Source organism: Streptomyces sp. NPDC017095 (genome assembly GCF_044332325.1).
Classification (GTDB): Bacteria; Actinomycetota; Actinomycetes; order Streptomycetales; family Streptomycetaceae; genus Streptomyces.
In genome coordinates this window covers 431,103-450,799 of the sequence record NZ_JBIROU010000004.1, presented here as the reverse complement: position 1 = coordinate 450,799, position 19,697 = coordinate 431,103, and the positions used below count along the sequence as shown (strand labels likewise).

General features: G+C 73.1%; 22 protein-coding genes. 10 read left to right on the top strand and 12 right to left on the bottom strand.

Annotated elements, in window-relative coordinates; genetic code table 11:
• Positions 1-8: 8 nt before the first annotated feature.
• The 4 genes from ACH4OA_RS11260 to ACH4OA_RS11245 all read right to left on the bottom strand — a co-directional run bounded on the left by ACH4OA_RS11260 (position 9) and on the right by ACH4OA_RS11245 (position 3,351).
• On the bottom strand, positions 9-230 hold the full coding sequence (locus ACH4OA_RS11260) for a hypothetical protein (protein WP_365873023.1): 222 nt from the start codon (positions 228-230) through the stop codon (positions 9-11).
• Between the two features lie 43 nt (positions 231-273).
• On the bottom strand, positions 274-1,260 hold the full coding sequence (locus ACH4OA_RS11255) for a S1C family serine protease (protein WP_397968718.1): 987 nt from the start codon (positions 1,258-1,260) through the stop codon (positions 274-276).
• 194 nt (positions 1,261-1,454) lie between these two features.
• A complete protein-coding gene (locus ACH4OA_RS11250) occupies positions 1,455-2,477 on the bottom strand; it encodes a LacI family DNA-binding transcriptional regulator (RefSeq protein WP_365873019.1) in 1,023 nt (340 codons plus the stop codon).
• Between the two features lie 94 nt (positions 2,478-2,571).
• Positions 2,572-3,351, bottom strand: a complete 780-nt coding sequence (locus tag ACH4OA_RS11245) for a response regulator transcription factor (RefSeq protein WP_365873017.1) — start codon at positions 3,349-3,351, stop codon at positions 2,572-2,574.
• Positions 3,352-3,531: 180 nt separating this feature from the next.
• Between ACH4OA_RS11245 and ACH4OA_RS11240 the strand changes: the two genes are divergently transcribed.
• The 3 genes from ACH4OA_RS11240 to ACH4OA_RS11230 are packed head-to-tail and all read left to right on the top strand — an operon-like array spanning position 3,532 to position 6,064.
• Positions 3,532-4,392: an alpha/beta hydrolase gene (locus ACH4OA_RS11240; protein ID WP_397942472.1), complete on the top strand. Its 861-nt coding sequence runs from the start codon at positions 3,532-3,534 to the stop codon at positions 4,390-4,392.
• A gap of 58 nt (positions 4,393-4,450) precedes the next feature.
• Positions 4,451-4,705: a MoaD/ThiS family protein gene (locus tag ACH4OA_RS11235; protein WP_365873013.1), complete on the top strand. Its 255-nt coding sequence runs from the start codon at positions 4,451-4,453 to the stop codon at positions 4,703-4,705.
• Positions 4,706-4,708: 3 nt separating this feature from the next.
• On the top strand, positions 4,709-6,064 hold the full coding sequence (locus ACH4OA_RS11230; RefSeq protein ID WP_397968716.1) for a hypothetical protein: 1,356 nt from the start codon (positions 4,709-4,711) through the stop codon (positions 6,062-6,064).
• Between the two features lie 224 nt (positions 6,065-6,288).
• Here the strand turns inward: ACH4OA_RS11230 and besA are convergent, their stop codons facing one another.
• The 5 genes from besA to ACH4OA_RS11205 all read right to left on the bottom strand — a co-directional run bounded on the left by besA (position 6,289) and on the right by ACH4OA_RS11205 (position 10,238).
• Positions 6,289-7,689 (bottom strand): L-propargylglycine--L-glutamate ligase BesA, encoded by a 1,401-nt coding sequence (besA, locus tag ACH4OA_RS11225; protein WP_397968714.1) that lies wholly within the window; start codon positions 7,687-7,689, stop codon positions 6,289-6,291.
• Positions 7,690-7,880: 191 nt separating this feature from the next.
• Entirely contained in the window at positions 7,881-8,168 is a 288-nt protein-coding gene (locus tag ACH4OA_RS11220) for a DUF1416 domain-containing protein (protein ID WP_365873007.1), read from the bottom strand.
• A 45-nt stretch (positions 8,169-8,213) separates the two neighbouring features.
• Positions 8,214-9,059, bottom strand: a complete 846-nt coding sequence (locus ACH4OA_RS11215; protein ID WP_397942478.1) for a sulfurtransferase — start codon at positions 9,057-9,059, stop codon at positions 8,214-8,216.
• Positions 9,060-9,186: 127 nt separating this feature from the next.
• Positions 9,187-9,294: an Ms5788A family Cys-rich leader peptide gene (locus ACH4OA_RS11210; protein ID WP_348273507.1), complete on the bottom strand. Its 108-nt coding sequence runs from the start codon at positions 9,292-9,294 to the stop codon at positions 9,187-9,189.
• 206 nt (positions 9,295-9,500) lie between these two features.
• Complete coding sequence (locus ACH4OA_RS11205) at positions 9,501-10,238, bottom strand: DUF2993 domain-containing protein (RefSeq protein ID WP_397968712.1); 738 nt, start codon at positions 10,236-10,238, stop codon at positions 9,501-9,503.
• Between the two features lie 134 nt (positions 10,239-10,372).
• Between ACH4OA_RS11205 and ACH4OA_RS11200 the strand changes: the two genes are divergently transcribed.
• Entirely contained in the window at positions 10,373-10,636 is a 264-nt protein-coding gene (locus ACH4OA_RS11200; RefSeq protein ID WP_365877311.1) for a DUF3099 domain-containing protein, read from the top strand.
• Between the two features lie 6 nt (positions 10,637-10,642).
• Here ACH4OA_RS11200 and ACH4OA_RS11195 read toward each other — a convergent pair whose 3' ends face one another.
• Positions 10,643-11,005, bottom strand: a complete 363-nt coding sequence (locus ACH4OA_RS11195; protein ID WP_365877313.1) for a DsrE family protein — start codon at positions 11,003-11,005, stop codon at positions 10,643-10,645.
• A gap of 254 nt (positions 11,006-11,259) precedes the next feature.
• On the opposite strand from ACH4OA_RS11195, the gene ACH4OA_RS11190 reads away from it, so the two are divergent.
• The 3 genes from ACH4OA_RS11190 to ACH4OA_RS11180 are packed head-to-tail and all read left to right on the top strand — an operon-like array spanning position 11,260 to position 13,264.
• Complete coding sequence (locus tag ACH4OA_RS11190; RefSeq protein ID WP_365877315.1) at positions 11,260-11,835, top strand: FABP family protein; 576 nt, start codon at positions 11,260-11,262, stop codon at positions 11,833-11,835.
• Positions 11,836-11,851: 16 nt separating this feature from the next.
• Complete coding sequence (locus ACH4OA_RS11185; RefSeq protein ID WP_365877317.1) at positions 11,852-12,289, top strand: transcriptional repressor; 438 nt, start codon at positions 11,852-11,854, stop codon at positions 12,287-12,289.
• A 9-nt stretch (positions 12,290-12,298) separates the two neighbouring features.
• The gene (locus ACH4OA_RS11180; protein WP_397968710.1) at positions 12,299-13,264 is read left to right on the top strand and encodes a YgfZ/GcvT domain-containing protein; all 966 of its coding nucleotides are present in this window, start codon (positions 12,299-12,301) and stop codon (positions 13,262-13,264) included.
• 11 nt (positions 13,265-13,275) lie between these two features.
• Here the strand turns inward: ACH4OA_RS11180 and dtd are convergent, their stop codons facing one another.
• A complete protein-coding gene (gene dtd / locus ACH4OA_RS11175; protein WP_365877321.1) occupies positions 13,276-13,701 on the bottom strand; it encodes a D-aminoacyl-tRNA deacylase in 426 nt (141 codons plus the stop codon).
• 160 nt (positions 13,702-13,861) lie between these two features.
• Between dtd and ACH4OA_RS11170 the strand changes: the two genes are divergently transcribed.
• From ACH4OA_RS11170 to ACH4OA_RS11160, 3 genes are all read left to right on the top strand, one after another.
• Positions 13,862-14,464 (top strand): aerial mycelium formation protein, encoded by a 603-nt coding sequence (locus ACH4OA_RS11170; protein WP_365877323.1) that lies wholly within the window; start codon positions 13,862-13,864, stop codon positions 14,462-14,464.
• A 69-nt stretch (positions 14,465-14,533) separates the two neighbouring features.
• Positions 14,534-15,154 carry a TetR family transcriptional regulator gene (locus ACH4OA_RS11165; RefSeq protein ID WP_397968709.1) on the top strand — a complete coding sequence of 207 codons (621 nt, stop codon included), beginning with the start codon at positions 14,534-14,536 and terminating at the stop codon, positions 15,152-15,154.
• Positions 15,155-15,193: 39 nt separating this feature from the next.
• Complete coding sequence (locus tag ACH4OA_RS11160) at positions 15,194-17,224, top strand: HelD family protein (RefSeq protein WP_397968707.1); 2,031 nt, start codon at positions 15,194-15,196, stop codon at positions 17,222-17,224.
• 27 nt (positions 17,225-17,251) lie between these two features.
• Here ACH4OA_RS11160 and ACH4OA_RS11155 read toward each other — a convergent pair whose 3' ends face one another.
• The gene (locus ACH4OA_RS11155; RefSeq protein ID WP_397968705.1) at positions 17,252-19,621 is read right to left on the bottom strand and encodes an ATP-binding cassette domain-containing protein; all 2,370 of its coding nucleotides are present in this window, start codon (positions 19,619-19,621) and stop codon (positions 17,252-17,254) included.
• Positions 19,622-19,697: the final 76 nt, after the last annotated feature.

The following is a 19,697-nucleotide window of genomic DNA, read 5'->3' as shown; positions in this document are numbered from 1 at the left end:
CGGGCGGGTCAGGCCCGCACCGTGTTCAGGCGGTGCAGCGGCACCTTGCGGCGGTGCCGGCGGACGGCGGAGGTGCGCAGGCCCATCAACTGCGGCACGGGGGTCACGGCCGCGACCTCCGGGGCACGCGGCGCCGGGACGGGCACGTACAGCTCGGACACGATGGAGAGGGCCAGGGCGAGGCCGGCGGGGCCGCGTTCGGCCATGCGGTGGGGAACGTGCTGGATCATGACCTGCTCCTTGCTGACTCTGCGCCGTCGGGCGCGTGAGGGTCTACCGGGTGGAGCCCGCCCGCAGTGCGGCGAGGTCGGACTTGACGGTGTCGGCCGGGATGGCGAAACCGAGCCCGACGCTGCCCGCGTCGGAGGACGAGGACGCCTGCGCGCTGGAGGCGTACATGGCGGAGTTGATGCCGATGACATGACCGCCCGCGTCGATCAGCGCACCGCCGGAGTTGCCGGGGTTCAGGGACGCGTCGGTCTGTATGGCCTTGTAGGTCGTGGTGGAGGAGCCGGTGTCGCCGTTGAACTCACGGCCGCCGAACTGGAACGGCCACTGTCCGTCGCCGCCCTGCTCCTGGCCCTGGTTCTCGTCGGTGGAGACGGTCACGTCCCGGTTCAGGGCCGAGACGATGCCGCTGGTCACCGTGCCGGTCAGCCCCTCGGGGGAGCCGATCGCGACGACGCCGTCGCCGACCTGGACGCCGGCGGAGTCGCCGAGCGCCGCGGGCTTCAGCCCCTTGGCGTCCTTCAGCTTGATCAGCGCCAGGTCCTTGGAGCTGTCGGTGCCGACCACCTCGGCGGTGCGGCTGCGGCCGTCGCTGGTGCGCACCTTGATCGAGGTGGCGCCGGAGACGACGTGGTTGTTGGTGACGATCTCGCCGTCGGACGTGATGATCACGCCGGAGCCGGTGGACGAGCCGCCCGCGAGGGTCGCGTTGATCTCGACCACGCTGGGGCTGACCGCGGCGGCGATCGCGGCCACGTCGCCCTTCTTGGCGGTCGGCACCACGGTGGTGGTGCCGCCGGCGGTGGCGGCCGTGTCCGGGCCGGCCAGTTCCTGGACGGTGTAGGCCGTACCGCCGCCGACCACCGCCGCCACGATCGCGACCGCGGCGAGCAGGGCCACCGGACCACGGGCCCGCTTCCCGCGGTGCGCGGCGGGCTCGGTGAACGGCTGGTACGGCGGCGGGGGCGGCCACGCGGAGGTCGGGACGGAGGAGGAGTGCGGCTGCTCGTGGATGCCCTGGCTCTCGGTCATGACACAAGAGTCCCCCGTGACCATGAGAGCTTCCTGAGTGCACGCTGAGAAGCCCGGCAGAACCTCGTTTGCCCGGTATAAAGACGCGCCCCGGATGCGCCGCGGACGCGCCCCGGATGCGCCGCGGACGCGCCCCGGATGCGCCGCGGACGCGCCCCGGAGGTGTCCGGACCCGTCCGCCAGGCGCCCCGGGATCAGCCGCAGCCGCAGCTCGTGCGCACCACCAGCCGGGACGGGAACGTCTTCAGCCGCTCCCGGCGCGAGCCGGCCACCCGCAGCCCGTCGTCCAGCACCAGGTCGACCGCGGCCCGGGCCATCGCCGAGCGGTCCGAGGCGACCGTGGTCAGCGGCGGATCGGCGAGCGCGGCCTCCTTGATGTCGTCGAAGCCGGCCACCGCGAGCTGCCCGGGCACGTCGATGCGCAGCTCGCGCGCGGCCCGCAGCAGACCGATCGCCTGGTCGTCGGTGGAGCAGAAGACCGCCGGCGGCCGGTGCGGGCCGGCCAGCAGGTCCAGGGCGACGCGGTAGGCGTCGTAGCGGTTGTACGGCGCCTGGAACAGCCGGCCCTCGGTGGACAGGCCCGCCTCGGCCATGGCGCGCTTCCAGCCCTCGACGTGGTCGGAGACCGGGTCGCCGACGGCCGGCGTCTCGGCCGTGCCGCCCATGCAGGCGACGTACGCGTAGCCGTGCTCCAGCAGGTGGCGCACGGCGAGCTGGGCGCCGCCGAGGTCGTCCGTCACCACGGCCACGTCGTCGATGGCCTCGGGCCGCTCGTGCAGCAGCACCACCCGGGCGTCCCAGGCGTCGATCTCGGCGGCGGCGGAGTCGTTCAGCGCGTGCGAGACGAGGATCAGGCCCGAGACGCGCATGCCGAGGAAGGCGCGCAGATAGTGCACCTCGCGCTCGCCGATGTAGTCCGTGTTGCCGACCAGCACCATTTTTCCGCGCTCGGAGGCGGCCTGTTCGACCGCGTGCGCCATCTCGCCGAAGAACGGCTGGCGGGCGTCCGGGATGATCAGCCCTATGAGGTCGGTGCGCCGGGAGGCCATGGCCTGGGCCACCCGGTCGGGCCGGTACCCCAGTTCCTTGATCGCGGCGAGGACACGCTCGCGGGTGGCCGGGGCGACCGGCCGGGGTCCGTTGTTGATGACATAGCTGACGACGGCGGTGGAGGTCCCCGCCAGCCGTGCCACGTCATCCCGAGTCACCTTGGCCACGCGCGGAGTCTACGCGGATTGATCGCCTGCGGGCAGGGCGTATCACATGGCGGCGGGGCCGCCGCCGGGCCGGGTCCGGGCGGCCCGCCGCGCCTCACGCCTCGACGTGGACCTCCGTGCCCTCCAGGACGGCGGGCGTGTCCGTTTCCTCCGCCTTCGCCCGGCCGGCCTTGGCCTTGGCCTCCTCGGCGGACCGGTCGCTCTTCTCGGGCGTAACGAATCGATAACCGACGTTCCGGACGGTCCCGATCAGCGACTCGTGCTCCGGGCCCAGCTTGGCCCGCAGCCGCCGTACGTGCACGTCGACCGTCCGGGTGCCGCCGAAGTAGTCGTAGCCCCACACCTCCTGGAGCAGCTGGGCGCGGGTGAAGACCCGGCCCGGGTGCTGCGCGAGGTATTTGAGCAGCTCGAACTCCTTGAAGGTCAGGTCCAGGACCCGGCCCTTCAGCTTCGCGGAGTAGGTGGCCTCGTCCACGGAGAGGTCGCCGTTGCGGATCTCCATGGGCGAGTCGTCGTTGACGATCTGCTGGCGTCCCATGGCGAGCCGGAGCCGGGCCTCGACCTCCGCGGGACCGGCGGTGTCGAGGAGGACGTCGTCGATGCCCCAGTCCGCCGTGACGGCGGCGAGGCCGCCCTCGGTGACGACGAGGACCAGCGGACAGCCGGGGCCGGTGGAGCGCAGCAGCTGGCACAGGCTGCGCACCTGGGGGAGGTCGCGGCGGCCGTCGACGAGGATCACGTCGGCGCCCGGGGTGTCGACGAGGGCGGGGCCTTCCGCCGGGGCCACCCGCACGTTGTGCAGGAGCAGGCCGAGAGCGGGCAGCACTTCCGTGGACGGCTGAAGGGCGTTGGTCAGGAGCAGCAGAGAACTCATACGTCTGGTTCCTCCTCGGTCCCTGCGAGGACTGTGCGGACGGGCACTGCTCTGCGATCCCGAAGGCCCCGTACACCGGCGGTCACCTGAGGTTTCCCGCGCCGTATACAACGCTTCCGAAAGCACAAAAGGACCCGGGGGCTACGCTGCCCGAGTCCTCTGCCCAGCAGAATAGCCCACATGAGCAACCGTCCGGCAGGTCATGGGGCACGTTCCACCGTTCGTCCGCATTCCGAGACGCCCAGACGCGGCGCTATACGGACGTTTCTGCGCACGGTCGACGGTGTTTCGGTCGAATCCGTATACGATCCGGGCGCGTCCGTATACGAAGCCCCGGCCGATACTCCGGACGCCTCCGCTTCACCCTCCCGTGAGCTGGTGTTCGTGGTCGCCCACGGCTTCACCGGCGATGTGGACCGGCCCCATGTGCGACGGATCGCCGGTGTGCTCCGCGACCACGGCGCGGTCGTCACCTTCTCCTTCCGCGGCCACGGACGCTCCGGCGGCCGGTCCACGGTCGGCGACAAGGAGGTGCTGGACCTCGACGCCGCCGTGGCGTGGGCCCGCGGCCTCGGGCACGCCCGGGTGGTGACCGTCGGCTTCTCCATGGGCGGCTCGGTGGTCCTGCGCCACGCGGCGCTGCGCCCCGGCACGGTCGACGCGGTCGTCTCGGTGAGCGCGCCGGCCCGCTGGTACTACCGGGGCACCGCTCCGATGCGCCGGCTGCACTGGCTGGTCACCCGCCCCGAGGGCCGGCTGATCGGCCGCTACGGCCTGCGCACCCGCATCCACCACCGCGACTGGGACCCGGTCCCGCTCTCCCCGGTCCGGGCGGTCCCCCGGATCGCCCCGGCCCCGCTGCTCCTCGTGCACGGCGACCGCGACGGCTACTTCCCGCTCGATCACCCGCGCATGCTCGCCGAGGCCGCCGGTGACCACGGCGAACTCTGGATCGAGGAGGGCATGGGCCACGCGGAGCACGCGGCGGACGACGCCCTGGTGGCCCGGATCGGGGACTGGGCGGTGTCGGCGGCGGGCTAGCCTGACTCACACTTGTGCTTGTCCATCACTTGTTCCCTGCCGTCGATTGAGGATTCAGATGCCCCAGGTCACGGTGCGCTACTGGGCCGCCGCCAAGGCCGCGGCCCAGGTCGCCGAGGAGCCGTACGAGGCGGACACGCTGGCCGCCGCGCTGGCCGCCGTGCGTGCGCGCCACCCCGGCGAGCTGACCCGCGTGCTCCAGCGATGCTCCTTCCTCGTCGACGGCGACCCCGTCGGGACCCGCGCGCATGAGACGGTACGGCTGGCCGAGGGCGGCACGGTCGAGGTGCTCCCGCCGTTCGCAGGAGGGTGAGCGATGACCGACCAGCCGTACCAGGGCGGCCCGTACCAGGGCTACGACCCCTATCAGCAGCAGCACTGGCCCGCAGACGAGCAGCAGCAGTACGCGCAGCAGCCCGGCCACGACCCGGAGCTGACCCAGCAGTGGCAGGGCCAGACCTGGGAGACGCAGACGCACCCGCCGGTGCGGGCGGAGGAGACGGCGTACCTGCCCCGGCAGGAGCAGCGGCCGCAGTACGGGCAGCCGTACGCTCAGGAGCCGCAGCCGCAGCCGCAGCCGCAGCCGCAGTACCAGCAGCCCCAGCCGCAGCCGGGGTACCAGGAGCCCCAGTACCCGCAGCACCAGGAGCCCCAGTACCCGCAGCCGCAGCAGCCCCAGCCGTACTCGGGGCCGTACGCCGGAGCGTATGAAGGGGCGCACTCCGGCCCGTACACCGGCGGATACGGCCCGGCCCCGGAACCCCGGCCGGCACCGGCACCGGCGCCTGCCCCCGTACCCACACCCGCCCCCGCACCGGAACCGGCGCCCGCGGTGCCCGCCTCCGAACCCGAGGCGTCCGGTGATCCGGCCGCCGGGCCCGCCTACGGCCCCGCCACCCTGGCCGGCAACGCGCGGATCACCGACGCCCAGCGGGCCCGGCTGGAGGGCCGTTCGCCGGTCATCGAGCCCGGTATGCAGCCGGCGGCGCTCACCGCGCTGCTGGGCCTGCTGCTGGCCGCGGCGGCGCCCGTCGCGCCGTACGCCCTCGTCGTGCCGCTGGTGCTGCTCCAGGCGGTCACGGCCGCCGGCTGGTTCCGGCTGAACGGCATGTGGCCCGCCCGGCAGGGCATCGCGCTGGCCTTCGCGGGCGCGCTGACGGCCGACGTGGCGGTCCTGGCGGCCGGCCGCGACCACGCCCTGGTGGCCATCCTCGGCTCGCTCGGCGTGTGGGTCCTGCTCTCCCTCGTCCTCCAGCTCCGTTCCCACGCGTCCCCGGACGAGCGGCTGTACGGCCTGATGGCGACGGTCGTCTCGGCGGCGCTCGCGGTGCTGGCGACCGGCTATCTGGCCGCCGGCCCGCACGCGGTGTCGGTGGGCGCGGCGGCCGTGGCCGCGGCGGTCCTGGCCCGCGCCCTGCCCCTGCCCGGTCCGGCGCGGATCGTGGTCGCGCTGCTGGCGGCGGCCGGCGCGGGGATCGCGGTGGGCGGCATGACCGGCCTCGGCGCGAAGGGCGCCGTCCTCGGCGCGGGGGCCGCGGTCTGCGCGCTGATCGGTCACCGGGTGGCGAGCTACGACTACCCGTCGCGGTTCGTGCACTTCACGGCGGGCGTGGCGCTGCCGCTGTCGGCGGCGGCCCCGGTGGTGTGGCTGCTGGGCCGCGCGCTCGGCTGAGCCCGACGTGCGCAGCGGGCCGGCAGGCCGGCCCGGACCCAGAAGAGAACAAGCCGGACCGGTCCGGGGAATTCCCGGATGGTCCGTGGCGCCGTGGCGGGCCGGCGGAGTGGGTTTTCCCCGTTCCGGCCGGCGCGCCTACCCGTTGTCGGCCATAAACCGCGCTTTCCGGAAAGCGCCCCGCCGAGCCGGTCAGGTCCGTATCCGGCCTTTCCGGCGCGTCTTCACCGGTCCGGCCAGGCGGGCCGCAGCAGGGCCGTCCGGGCGGCCTCGCTGTAGCGTTCCGCCGCCTCGGGTGTCGCGGCCAGCGCGGTGATTTCCACGAACCCGCAGGTCTTGAGTGCACCCAGCACATGGAGCGCCACGCCCTCGCCCCGGTCGCGGCGGTAGAGCAGGTCCAGGTCGCGCAGCCGCTCGACGGCGGTCTCGGGATCGAGGCGGCCGAGCGCCTCGGGGTCGAGGATCCGGCCGTGCACGTACGCCACGGGCTGTCCGTCCGGCCGGCGCAGCGTCCCGTCCGTGTCCGCCTCCCGGCCGACCAGGGCCTCGGCGTACCGCAGCACATGGCTGGGGCCGACCTTGCGCAGGTTGATCTCCACGGCGAGCGGGCCGCGCTCCCCGGCGATCACGAAGTCCACGCCGAAGCTGCCCCGGTGGCCGACCTCGGCGAGCACCGCGCCGGTACGGGCCACCGCGTCCGTGAGGACCGGGCGCCACCGCTCCCCGGCCGGGTACCGGCAGCCCCAGTACTGGCCGCCGGAGAGCACCTGGTCGTGGCTGGAGACCACCCGGACCGTGCCGTCCGCGGCGATGTGCCCCTGGCCGCTGGGCGAGGAGGTGACGTCCTCCAGGAACTCCTCGACGATCGCGCCCCCGGCGGCCAGCTCCCGGCGGAACTCCCGGGCGGGCATCCGGACGACCTCGGCGGAGCCGAGCAGGTCGCCGGTGGCGGCGTACTTCTCGCAGTCGACCAGCACATTGCCGACCGAGGCCGCCCAGGTGCTGGCGCTGAGCTTCACCAGCACGTGCCGCGGCCGGTCCAGTGCGGCCGTGAGGTCCGCGACGGCGGCGGCCACCTCCTGTTCGCCGCGCAGCAGTCCGGCCCCGCCGCGGGGCACGGGGACGCCGGCGCGCAGCAGGATCTCCTTGCTCCCGGCCTTGCTGCCCCAGCGGGCGGCCAGGCGGACGGGGCCCTCGTCCAGCTCCGCGCCGGTCTGGCGGGCCAGTTCGTCCAGCGAGTCGGACGCCATGAAGTGCACGATCTCGGCCCGCGCGGTCGTGCCGGCGGCGTCCCGCAGGGCGCGGACCAGGCCGTCGTCGGCGAGGACCAGGTCGTCCAGCGGGCGTACCCGGTGCGAGGCGGGCGTGAGCAGGGTCAGCCGGTCGCGGGCACTGGCGGCCGTCCGGTCGTCGAAACCGAAAACATCCCGGAAATGATATTCCAGGGTGTACGGGTCGACGGGTTCCGAGGTCACGACGACGGCTCTTTCCGCCGGGTTCCGAAGGCGCCACAGATAACCCAGGCTCCGCTCGGTGGAGTAACGCAGATACGGCACCTCTTCCAGCATGCGATCGGCATAGTTGAGCGCGTAGATGAGGATCTGTGTGTAACCGGAATCTGCCATGAGGGGAGATTAGGGGTGGTGTTCCGGAAACGGTAGTGGCATAGGCCGTTCCGGTGGTGGCCGGAATTCACCTGTCAGCTCGTATTCAGCCGTATCGCTATTTCCGGAAACAAGCCGGAGGGCCGCATCCCCGCCGGTGTCCAACCCAGGGGATGCGGCCCTCCGCCGTCACAGCGAGCCCGTACGGTCTCTCAGACCGCGATGGCGACCTCCGCGAGCCCGCCCTGCTGGGCGACGACCGTACGGTCCGCGGTCGCGCCCGGCACCAGGGCGCGCACGGTCCACGTGCCCTCGGCCGCGTAGAAGCGGAACTGCCCGGTCGCGGAGGTGGGCACCTCCGCGGTGAACTCGCCGGTCGCGTCGAGCAGCCGGACGTATCCGGTCACCGGCTCGCCGTCGCGGGTCACCTGGCCCTGGATCGTGGTCTCACCGGGCTTGATCGCCGAGGCGTCCGGGCCGCCGGCCTTCGCTCCGCACATGCTGTTTCTCCAGAAGGGTCTGACCAGGAGGTCGGTCGGGATGGGTTACTTGCCGGCGCCGAGCTCGATCGGCACGCCGACGAGGGAGCCGTACTCGGTCCAGGAGCCGTCGTAGTTCTTGACGTTCTCCACGCCGAGCAGCTCGTGCAGGACGAACCAGGTCAGGGCCGAGCGCTCACCGATGCGGCAGTAGGCGATCGTGTCCTTGGCGAGGTCGACGCTCTCGTCGGTGTAGAGGGCCTTCAGCTCCTCGTCCGACTTGAAGGTGCCGTCGTCGTTGGCGTTCTTCGACCACGGGATGTTCTTCGCGCTCGGCACGTGGCCCGGCCGCTGCGACTGCTCCTGCGGCAGGTGGGCCGGGGCGAGCAGCTTGCCGGAGAACTCGTCGGGCGAACGGACGTCGACCAGGTTCTGCGCGCCGATGGCGGCCACGACGTCGTCGCGGAAGGCGCGGATCGAGGTGTCCTGCGGCTTGGCCGTGTACGAGGTCCGGGGGCGCTGCGGGACCTCGTCGCCGGCGACCAGCTCGCGGGCGTCCAGCTCCCACTTCTTGCGGCCGCCGTCGAGGAGCTTGACGTTCTCGTGGCCGTAGAGCTTGAAGTACCAGTAGGCGTACGACGCGAACCAGTTGTTGTTGCCGCCGTAGAGGATCACCGTGTGGTCGTTCGCGATGCCCTTCTCCGACAGGAGCTTCTCGAAGCCCTCCTGGTCGACGAAGTCACGGCGCACCGGGTCCTGGAGGTCCTTGGTCCAGTCGATGCGGATCGCGTTCTTGATGTGGTTCTTCTCGTAGGCGGACGTGTCCTCGTCCACCTCGACGATGGCGATGGTCGGGTCGTCCAGGTGCTCCTGGAGCCAGTCGGCGTCGACCAGGACGTCGCTGCGGCTCATTCTTTCTCCTCCGGGGCAGTCGCGGCGGTGCGTGCGTAGGGCGAGAGGCGCGCTCGGGTGCCCGAGCGGCGCGCGGATGCCCGTGCCTTGCGGCAGGGCGCGAGGGACGCGGAAGCCGGGCTTCCGCTCAGAAGGGGCGACAGAGCATGGCGGCAACGCGGCACAGGTCCACTGCCCGCCGCTTGGTGAGATCCGCCTGTCCCCGCGGCTGGAGGACGCTCGTCGAATACCGCATGGGCCCGATCGTAGGGACGGACAGGCGGACGTGTCACCGCTGTGTCACATGGCGAGACACGATCGTCCGAATGGCGGTACGAAAGAAGCGCCCGGACGCCCGCCGCCGGGCCTCCGGACGCTTCCGCGTGCCATCGGATCTGCCGTGTGGACGGGACCGTCTCGCTCCTCGGACAGCCGTGTCCGGTCCCGGCGTTCACCCCGCCCCTACCCCGCCAGCTTGACGTGCGAACCCTTCACGGTGATCCGGACGCCGTTCCGCGCGGCCTCCACCTTGTCCAGCACGATGCCGCCCGGCAGCCGGTCGACGGCCTGCTGGAAGTCGGTGATGGTGCGGATGCGGTCCTCGGCGATCGCGGCGCCGGCCAGGCTGGGCAGCGAGTCGGCGTGCACCTCGACCTTGTTGTCGACCACGCTCACCGAACTGAGCACGGACACCGTCTGCTTGATCCCGAGGGACGACACCGTGCCCTGGACCGCCACCTTGATCTTCCCGTTGCCGCCGTCGGAGAGGCCGGTGATCCGGGCGGTGACGCCGGGGGCCACCTCGGTCGGCTCGGACTCGGCGGTCTTCAGCAGTTCGTCGTAGGCGATCGTCGCGGTGCCGGTCGCGGTGGCCGCGGTGGCGGAGCTGTAGTCGCCGGAGAACTCCACGCCCTTCATGTCGGCCTTCAGGTCGTCGATCCGGATCGTCCGGCCGGGCTTGCCGGTGTCCGCCTGGTAGGACGCGATGCCCACCTCGACGTCGTCCAGGGAGCCGCCCGCGACCTGGGTCAGGAACGGGAAGCCCTTGATGTCCACGTCCGGGGTCGAGGCCAGGTTCTCGGACGCCTTCAGCCGGTCCGCGGCCTCGCCCTCCGCGAAGTGCACCGCGACCCGGTCCGCGACCACGAACAACGCGCCCAGGATCACGACGACGATCAGCAGTACGCGCAGGGCTCGCATGGGTGGTTTCCCCCGGGGGTCGGTGACGGTGGCGGAGGTCCGCCACGGATCAGGCCACCGTAACCCCGCCGGGCGCCCGCGCACCGGGATTGTGAATCAGTTGTGACCGGGCCCGCCCGGCCTACCCTGGAGCTATGTACGCCCGGCGTCGGCACGTCTACTTCGCCATGATGGGGACCTGCGTGGGTCTCTTCGTCCTGGCCTGGGGGCTCGTCCGCATCTGGTCCGTGCCCGCGGCCGTGGGCCTGTGCGTCGTGGCCATGGTCATCCCGCCGGTCGCCGCGGTGGTCGCCAACCGGCGGGGCCCGCAGGACCGCTGGTGGGACGAGCCCTCCGGCGACCCGCAGTCGGACGAGTGGTGGGACGAGCTGGACGGCAAGAAGCGCCCGCGCCCCTGACCGCGCTCAGTACACGAGCGCCTGGGCGCCGTCGGCCAGCGCCTCCTGCACGAAGACCTGCGCGCCGGCGATCCGCACGCCCTCCAGGACGTCCCGCTCCGTGATCTCCCGGCGGGCGGCGCACTGCGTGCACAGCGTGATCCGCCCGGCGGCGAGGACCGACTCGATCAGATCGGGCAGCGGCGCGGCGTGCGGCAGCTCGAACTCGGCGGCCCGGCCCGGCAGCGCGAACCACGACGACTCCCCGGTCAGCCACAGCGAGACCTCGACCCCGCTGGCCACGGCCACCGCGGCGACCGTGAACGCCTGCGAGCACCGCTCCGGGGCGTCCGCCCCGGCCGTCACCTTGATCACCAGCTTCTTGGTCATGCGGGAAGGGTAGCCGCGCGCGGGCCCAAGGGCCCTCCCGCCGTGGCCCACCTCGCCGGGAGGGCCGGCGGCGGGCCGCGTAAGCTGGGCTGCGGCTCTGTCGTATGCCCACCCCCGCTCAAGGAGCACCCGTGGAGATCTTCTTCGAAACCCTGCTGGTCCTGGTCTGCGTCGGCGTGCTCGCCTTCGCCGGTCTGACCGTGAAGAAGCTGTACCAGGGCCAGCGCTGACCCACCTCTAGGAAGCCTCCGCTCATGATCGAGATCCCGTCCGACCTGCACAAGGACCTCGTCCCGCTCGCCTTCCTGCTCGGCAGCTGGGCCGGCGCGGGCGTGCACGACTTCCCCGGCTCGCAGAAGTGCAACTTCGGCCAGGAGGTCAGCTTCACCCACGACGGCCGGGACTTCCTGGAGTACCACTCCCGCACCTGGGTGCTGGACAAGGACGGCAACAAGGTCCGCCCGCTGGAGACCGAGTCCGGCTTCTGGCGGATCGACGCCGACCGCAAGGTCGAGGTCACGCTGACCCGCGACGACGGTGTCATCGAGATCTGGTACGGCGAGATGGCCGACAAGAAGCCGCAGATCGACCTGGTGACGGACGCCGTCGCCCGCATCCCGGGCGCCCGTCCCTACAGCGGCGGCAAGCGGCTCTACGGCTACGTCAAGAGCGACCTGATGTGGGTGGGCGAGAAGCAGACCCCGGACGTCGCGCTGCGCCCGTACATGTCGGCCCAGCTCAAGAAGGTCGTCACGCCCGAGGACGTGGAGCGCTGGGCCAAGGCCCTGCCCGACGACATGCCCGACGACGGCATCGCCTTCTTCAAGTAGTCCTAGACTCGTCGGTGTGGTGAGCACCGACTGGAAGAGCGACCTCAGGCAGCGCGGCTACCGGCTGACGCCGCAGCGGCAGCTTGTCCTCGAAGCCGTCGACACCCTGGAGCACGCGACCCCCGACGACATCCTCGTGGAAGTGAGGAAGACGGCGTCGGGGGTCAACATTTCCACCGTCTACCGGACGCTGGAGCTGCTGGAGGAGCTGGGCCTGGTCAGCCACGCCCACCTCGGGCACGGCGCGCCCACGTACCACCTCGCCGACCGGCACCACCATCTGCACCTGGTGTGCCGGGACTGCGAGGACGTGATCGAGGCGGACGTGGAGGTGGCCGCGGAGTTCACGGCGAAGCTGCGCCGGCAGTTCGGGTTCGACACCGACATGAAGCACTTCGCCCTCTTCGGCCGGTGCGCGGACTGTTCGCTGAAGAGTTCAAGTACCACGTCGTAGGCTTGCGGTATGAAGAGCCCCCTGCTGTCCCTGCCCGGCGCCGTCCCCGCCGAGGGCGTGGACGAAGGTGTCGCGGCCCACTACGGCGACCTGTTCCGTGAGCAGCGCGCCCTCGCCGACGGTGCCGGTTTCGTCGACCTGTCCCATCGCGGTGTCGTCACCGTCAGCGGTGAGGACCGGCTGAGCTGGCTGCACCTGCTGCTCAGCCAGCACGTCAGCGAGTTGCCGGCGGGCGAGGCCACCGAGGCCCTGATCCTCTCCGCGCACGGGCACATCGAGCACGCGCTGTATCTGGTGGACGACGGGACGACCGTCTGGGCCCATGTGGAGCCCGGCACCCAGGACGCGCTGATCGCGTACCTGGAGTCGATGAAGTTCTTCTACCGGGTGGAGGTCGCCGACCGCACCGGCGACTTCTCGGTGGTCGAGCTGCCCGCCGGGTCCATCGCCGAGGTGCCGGACGGCGTAGTCGTCCGCGAGACGGCGTACGGCCGCGACCTGTTCCTGCCGCGCGCGGACCTGGAGTCCTTCGCGGCCGCGCACGGCCCGGCCGCCGGGCTGCTCGCCCACGAGGCGCTGCGCGTGGAGCAGCACCGGCCCCGGCTCGGCTTCGAGACCGACCACCGGACCATCCCGCACGAGCTGGGCTGGATCGGTACGGCCGTGCACTTGCAGAAGGGCTGCTACCGCGGCCAGGAGACGGTCGCCCGCGTGCAGAACCTGGGCAAGCCGCCGCGCCGCCTGGTCTTCCTGCACCTGGACGGCAGCGAGGTGCACCTGCCGGTGCCGGGCACGGAGCTGCGCCTCGCGGACGAGGGCCCGGACGGCCGCAAGGTCGGCTTCGTGACCACGTCCGTACGCCACCACGAGCTGGGCCCGGTGGCCCTGGCCCTGGTCAAGCGCACCGTACCGGTCGACGCGCGGCTCCTGGCCGGGCAGACGGCCGCGGCCCAGGAGGTCGTGGTCGAGCCGTAGGCCCGGCCGGGTCAGAGCTCCAGCAGGACCGTGAACGGGCCGTCGTTGGTGAGGGACACCCGCATCCGCGCGCCGAACCGGCCCGTCGCCACGGTCGCGCCGAGCTCCCGCAGCCGGGCCACGACCTCGTCGACCAGCGGTTCGGCGATCTCGCCGGGGGCCGCCGCGTTCCAGGTCGGGCGGCGGCCCTTGCGCGCGTCGCCGTAGAGCGTGAACTGGCTGATCACCAGCAGCGGAGCGGCCGTGTCGCTGCACGACCGCTCGTCCTGGAGCATCCGCAGCGTCCACAGTTTGCGCGCCAGCCGGGCCGCCGTCTCCTTGGTGTCCTCATGGGTCACGCCGACCAGGACGCACAGGCCCTCGCCCTCGATCGCGCCCACCGTCTCGCCGTCCACGACGACGCTCGCGCCGTCCACCCTCTGCACCACCGCACGCATGCCGACCATCATGCCCGCTGCCCGGCGCCCGTCCGCGGCGGACCCCGTATGGCTCCCTTACCCCCCATCTGGGGCCGTTCGGGGGCACTCGGTCACATAGCGGCCGGTTGGGGTGGCACGATGCTTCCCACACGCCGGTCGAGGGGACGGTCACACGCAGATGAGCACACCGAGTACCAGCGGGCGCCTGGGCACCCAGGGGTCGTACCGGCCGCCCGTGCAGCGCGCCGACGAGGTGGCGGTCCCGGCCCGGCCCGTGGAGCCGCCCCCGCCCGGCCTGACCCGGCTGAGCCTGCCCGAGCTGCGCGTCCTGCGCCGCGACGCCCAGCGCGACGAGGCGGACCTCAGCTATGTACGGCGGCTGCTCCAGGGCCGCATCGACATCCTGCGGGCGGAGCTGGGCCGGCGCGGCCGGGCGTCCGTGCCGGCGCCGGCGGACGGTTCCGTCCTCGACCGGCTCGCGGAGATCCTGAAGGACGCCCCGGCCCCGCAGCGCTCCTCGGCCCGCCACGTCACGCTCGGCACCCCGCACAACGAGAAGTACCGGCGGCTGGCCGCCGACATGCTCGCCGAGGTGGAGCTGTCCGACCTGACGGCGCGCACCGACCTGGAGCTGACCACCGCCATGGGCCGGCTGGTCCGCTACGAGCAGGAGGTCTCGCGCTGCCGCCAGCGCCTCCAGCACACGGCCGACGACTGCAGCGGCGAGATCGCGCGCCGCTACCGGGACGGCGAGGCCCAGGTGGACGACCTGCTGCTGTGAGCGGCGCAGGACGCACGGCCCCCCGGTCCGGCGGGCCGCTCTCCCCGGCCGGCTGCGTAGGCTCCCCCCATGGGTGAGATGGGTCTGCGCGAGCGCAAGAAGCAGCGGATGTACCAGGACGTGTCCGACATCGCCGTGCGGCTGTTCCTGGAGCGCGGCTTCGACGCGGTGTCCGTGGCGGAGGTGGCCGCCGCGGCCGGGATCTCCAAGCCGACCCTCTTCCGGTACTTCCCGGCCAAGGAGGACCTGGTCCTGCACCGGATCGCGGACCACGAGTCGGAGGCCGCGCGGGTGGCCGCCGGGGCGGCCGACCCGGTGGACGCGCTGCGCCGGCACTTCCTGGCCGGGCTGGACCGGCGCGACCCGGTGACCGGGCTGAACGACCATCCCGACGTGCTGGCCTTCCACCGTCTGCTCTACGGCACCCCGTCGCTGGTGGCGCGGGCCTACGCCCACCAGGAGCGGTCGGAGGCGGCGCTCGCCGAGGCGCTGGGCGGCGGACTGGACGCGCGGCTGGCGGCCGGTCAGATCACCGCGGTGCAGCGGGTGCTGGCCGTGGAGAACTGGCGGCGGATCGCGGCGGGCGAGCCGCTGGAGCGGGTGGCGCCGGACGCGGTGCGCGCGGCCGAGCGGGCGTTCGGGCGGCTGGCGGCGGGGCTGCCGGAACTGCCCATTGTGAGACAGGGTTAAAAATGTAACTCGGTAACGTTATGGCGGTACGCTGACGCCATGACGTCATCCGACCCCGCCCTCACGGAATCCCTGCACGCCGAGCGCGCCTACCACGACACCTGCCGCGCGGCCCTCGCCGCGATGGCCGACGGCGCCGCCGAACAGGTCGTCGTCGGCGAGGACGTCTCCGCCTCCGGGGCCGACGCCGAGGTACTCGGCCGCCGTCTGCGCAGCCAGGCCAAGGCGCTGCGCGAACTGCCGCCCGGTCCGCTGTTCTTCGGCCGGCTGGACTTCGCCGACGGCGACCCGGCGCACGGCGGGCAGAGCTACCACCTGGGCCGGCTGCGGATCACCGAGGACCCGGCCGCCCCGCCGCTGGTCGTCGACTGGCGGGCCCCCGTCTCCCGCGCCTTCTACCAGGCGAGCGCCGCCGACCCGCGCGGCGTCGCGGTACGGCGCCGGTTCGGCTGGGCGCCGGGCGGCCGGGGCGACTCCGCCGGCCTCACCGGGCTGGAGGACGAGCACCTGGGCCGGGGCGAGTCACCCGGCAGCGCCCTCGTGGCCCGCGAGATCGAGCGGCCCCGCGTCGGACCCATGCGGGACATCGTCGCCACCATCCAGCCCGAACAGGACGACCTCGTCCGCGCCGCCCTCACCGACTCGGTGTGCGTCCAGGGCGCGCCCGGCACCGGCAAGACCGCCGTCGGCCTGCACCGCGCCGCCTATCTGCTCTACACCCACCCCAGGCGGCTCCAGCGCTCCGGCCTGCTCATCCTCGGCCCCAACCGCACCTTCCTGCGCTACATCGCCGAGGTGCTGCCCTCCCTCGGCGAGGCCGGCGTACGCCAGTCCACCCTGCTGGAGGAGATCGCCCGCCACCCGGCCACCGGCACCGACCCCGCGCCCACGGCCGCCGTCAAGCACGACCCGCGCATGGCCGAGGTGCTGCGCCGGGCGCTGTACGCCCGCGTGCGCACCGAGGGCGTGACCGACCTCGCCGTAGCGGACGGCTCCTACCGGTGGCGGGTGTCCGCCGGCGAACTCGCGGCCGTGGTCAAGGAGGTCCGCGCCGAGGAACCGCCGTACGCGGTGGGCCGGGAGCGGGTGCGCACCCGGCTGGTGCGCCGGCTGCGCGAGCGGGCCGAACGGCGCTCCGGGGTGCTGCCCGCCTCCTGGACGCGCCGGATCGAGCGCTGCCGGCCGCTGACCGAGCGGCTCGACGCGGTGTGGCCGAAGGTCCGGCCCGAGGAGGTCCTCGCCGGGCTCCTCGGCGACGCCGGGGCGCTGGCACGGGCCGCGGACGGCCTGCTGGACCCCGGGGAGCAGACGGCGCTGCTGTGGCCCCGCCCGCCCCGTTCCCCCCGGTCCGCCCGCTGGTCGCCGGCCGACCTCGTGCTGCTGGACGAACTCGCCGGACTGATCGAACACCCCGGGAGCTACGGCCACATCGTCGTCGACGAGGCGCAGGACCTGTCACCGATGGAGTGCCGGGCCATCGCCCGCCGGGCCGCCTTCGGCTCGCTGACCGTCCTCGGCGACCTCGCCCAGGGCACCACCCCGTGGGCCGCCCGCGACTGGTCCGTCCAGCTGCGCCACCTCGGCCGGCCGGACGCCGCCGTGGTGGCGCTGACCACCGGGTACCGGGTGCCGGCCGCCGTCGTGGAGCTGGCCAACCGGCTGCTCGCCCGGCTCGGGGTGGCCGTGCCCGCCGCCACCTCGCTGCGCACGGACGGGGAGCTGACCCTGCGGCCGGCCCGGGACGTGCTCGCCGCCACCGTGACCGCCGTGCGCGAGGCCCTCGCCCGGGAGGGCTCGGTCGGCGTGATCACGGCCGACGCGGACGCGGACCGGGTGCGGGCGGCGCTCACCGGCGCGGGCCTCGGCCCGGCCGGCCCCGAGGCGCCCGGCGCCCGGCTCGCCGTCGTGCCCGCGAGCATGGTCAAGGGGCTGGAGTACGACCACGTCGTCGCCGTCGAACCGGCCGCGGTGGTGCGGGCGGAGGAACGCGGCGCCCACCGGCTGTACGTGGTGCTGACCCGGGCGGTGTCCCGGCTGGACGTGGTGCACGCCCGCCCGCTGCCGTTCTGACCCGCTCCTCCCGCCGGGGCCGGGCGGTCAGCCGCCGACGTACTCCGCCAGGTGCTCGCCGGTGACGGTCGAGCGGGCCGCGACCAGATCCGCCGGGGTGCCCTCGAAGACGATCCGGCCGCCGTCGTGCCCGGCGCCGGGCCCGAGGTCGACGATCCAGTCCGCGTGCGCCATGACCGCCTGGTGGTGCTCGATGACGATCACCGACTTGCCCGCGTCCACCAACCGGTCGAGCAAGCCCAGCAGTTGCTCCACATCGGCCGGGTGCAGACCGGTGGTCGGCTCGTCCAGGACGTAGACCCCGCCCTGGCCGGCCATGTGCGTGGCCAGCTTCAGCCGCTGCCGCTCGCCGCCGGACAGCGTGGTGAGCGGCTGGCCGAGCGTGAGGTAGCCGAGCCCGACGTCGGCCAGGTTCCGCAGGATGCGGTGGGCGGCCGGGGTGCGGGCCGGGCCGTCGCCGAAGAACTCCTCGGCCTGCGACACCGGCATCGCCAGCACCTCGCTGATGTCCCGGCCGCCGAGCCGGTACTCCAGCACCGAGGCGTCGAACCGCCGGCCCTCGCACTCCTCGCAGGTGGTGGCGACCCCGGCCATCACCGCCAGGTCGGTGTAGATGACACCGGCGCCGTTGCAGGCCGGGCAGGCGCCCTCGGAGTTCGCGCTGAACAGCGCCGGCTTCACGCCGTTGGCCTTGGCGAACGCCTTGCGGACCGGCTCCAGCAGCCCGGTGTACGTCGCCGGGTTGCTGCGCCGCGAACCGCGGATCGGCGTCTGGTCGACCGAGACGACGCCCTCGCCGGCCGGGACCGACCCGTGCACCAGCGAACTCTTGCCGGAACCGGCCACCCCGGTGACGACGACCAGCACCCCGAGCGGGATGTCCACGTCCACGCCCCGGAGGTTGTGGGTGGCGGCGCCGCGGATCTCCAGGGCGCCGGCCGGCTTGCGCACCGTCTCCTTCAGGGTGGCCCGGTCGTCCAGATGGCGGCCGGTCGGCGTGCCGGCGGCGCGCAGCCCGGCGACGGTGCCCTCGAAGCAGACCGTGCCGCCCGCCGTGCCGGCGCCCGGACCGAGGTCCACCACGTGGTCGGCGATCGCGACGACCTCCGGCTTGTGCTCCACGACGAGCACCGTGTTGCCCTTGTCGCGCAGCCGCAGCAGCAGGTCGTTCATGCGCCGGATGTCGTGCGGGTGCAGACCGGCGGTCGGCTCGTCGAACACGTACGTCACATCGGTCAGCGAGGAGCCGAGGTGGCGGATCATCTTCGTGCGCTGCGCCTCGCCGCCCGAGAGGGTGCCCGAGGGCCGGTCCAGCGAGAGGTAGCCGAGGCCGATCTCCACGAAGGAGTCCAGGGTGCCGCGCAGCGAGGCGAGCAGCGGCGCCACGGACGGCTCGTCCAGCTCGCGGACCCAGGCGGCCAGGTCGCTGATCTGGAGCGCGCAGGCGTCGGCGATGCTCAGCCCCTTGATCTTCGAGGAGCGGGCCGCCGCGCCGAGCCGGGTGCCGTCGCAGTCCGGGCAGGTGGCGAAGGTGACCGCCCGGTCCACGAACTCCCGGATGTGCGGCTGCATCGCCTCCCGGTCCTTGGCGAGCATCGACTTCCGGATGCGCGGCACCAGACCCTCGTACGTCATGTTGATGCCCGCGATCTTCATCCGGGCCGGCTCGCGGTACAGGAAGTCGTCCAGCTGCCGCTTCGTGAAGGTGCGGATCGGCTGGTCCGCGGGGTACAGGCCCGACTCGGCGTACAGACGGTGGTTCCAGCCGCCCGGCTTGTAGCCGGGGATGGCCAGCGCGCCCTCGCCGAGCGACCGGTCCGCGTCGTAGAGCTGGGCCAGGTCGATGTCGGTGACCGTGCCGCGGCCCTCGCAGCGCGGGCACATGCCGCCGGTGACGCTGAACTCGCGGCGCTCCTTCACCGTCTTCCCGCCGCGCTCCACGGTGACGGCGCCGGCTCCGCTGATCGAGGCCACGTTGAAGGAGAACGCCTTGGGCGAGCCGATGTGCGGGGTGCCGAGCCGGCTGAAGAGGATGCGGAGCATCGCGTGGGCGTCGGTGACGGTGCCGACCGTGGAGCGCGGGTCGGCGCCCATCCGCTGCTGGTCGACGATGATCGCGGTGGTCAGCCCGTCCAGCACGTCGACGTCGGGCCGCGCCAGCGTGGGCATGAAGCCCTGGACGAACGCGCTGTACGTCTCGTTGATCAGCCGCTGCGACTCCGCGGCGATGGTGTCGAAGACCAGGGAGCTCTTGCCGGAGCCGGAGACCCCGGTGAACACCGTCAGCCGGCGCTTGGGTATCTCGATGCTGACGTCCTTCAGGTTGTTCTCGCGGGCCCCGTGCACCCGGATCACGTCGTGCCGGTCGGCGGCGTGCTGTGCGCTGGCGTCGTCCATGCGCGCCACCGTAACGGCGCCCGCGCCCCGGCCGCTTCTCCCATCCTGACCGTCCGGAACCGGCCGTTCGGCCGGC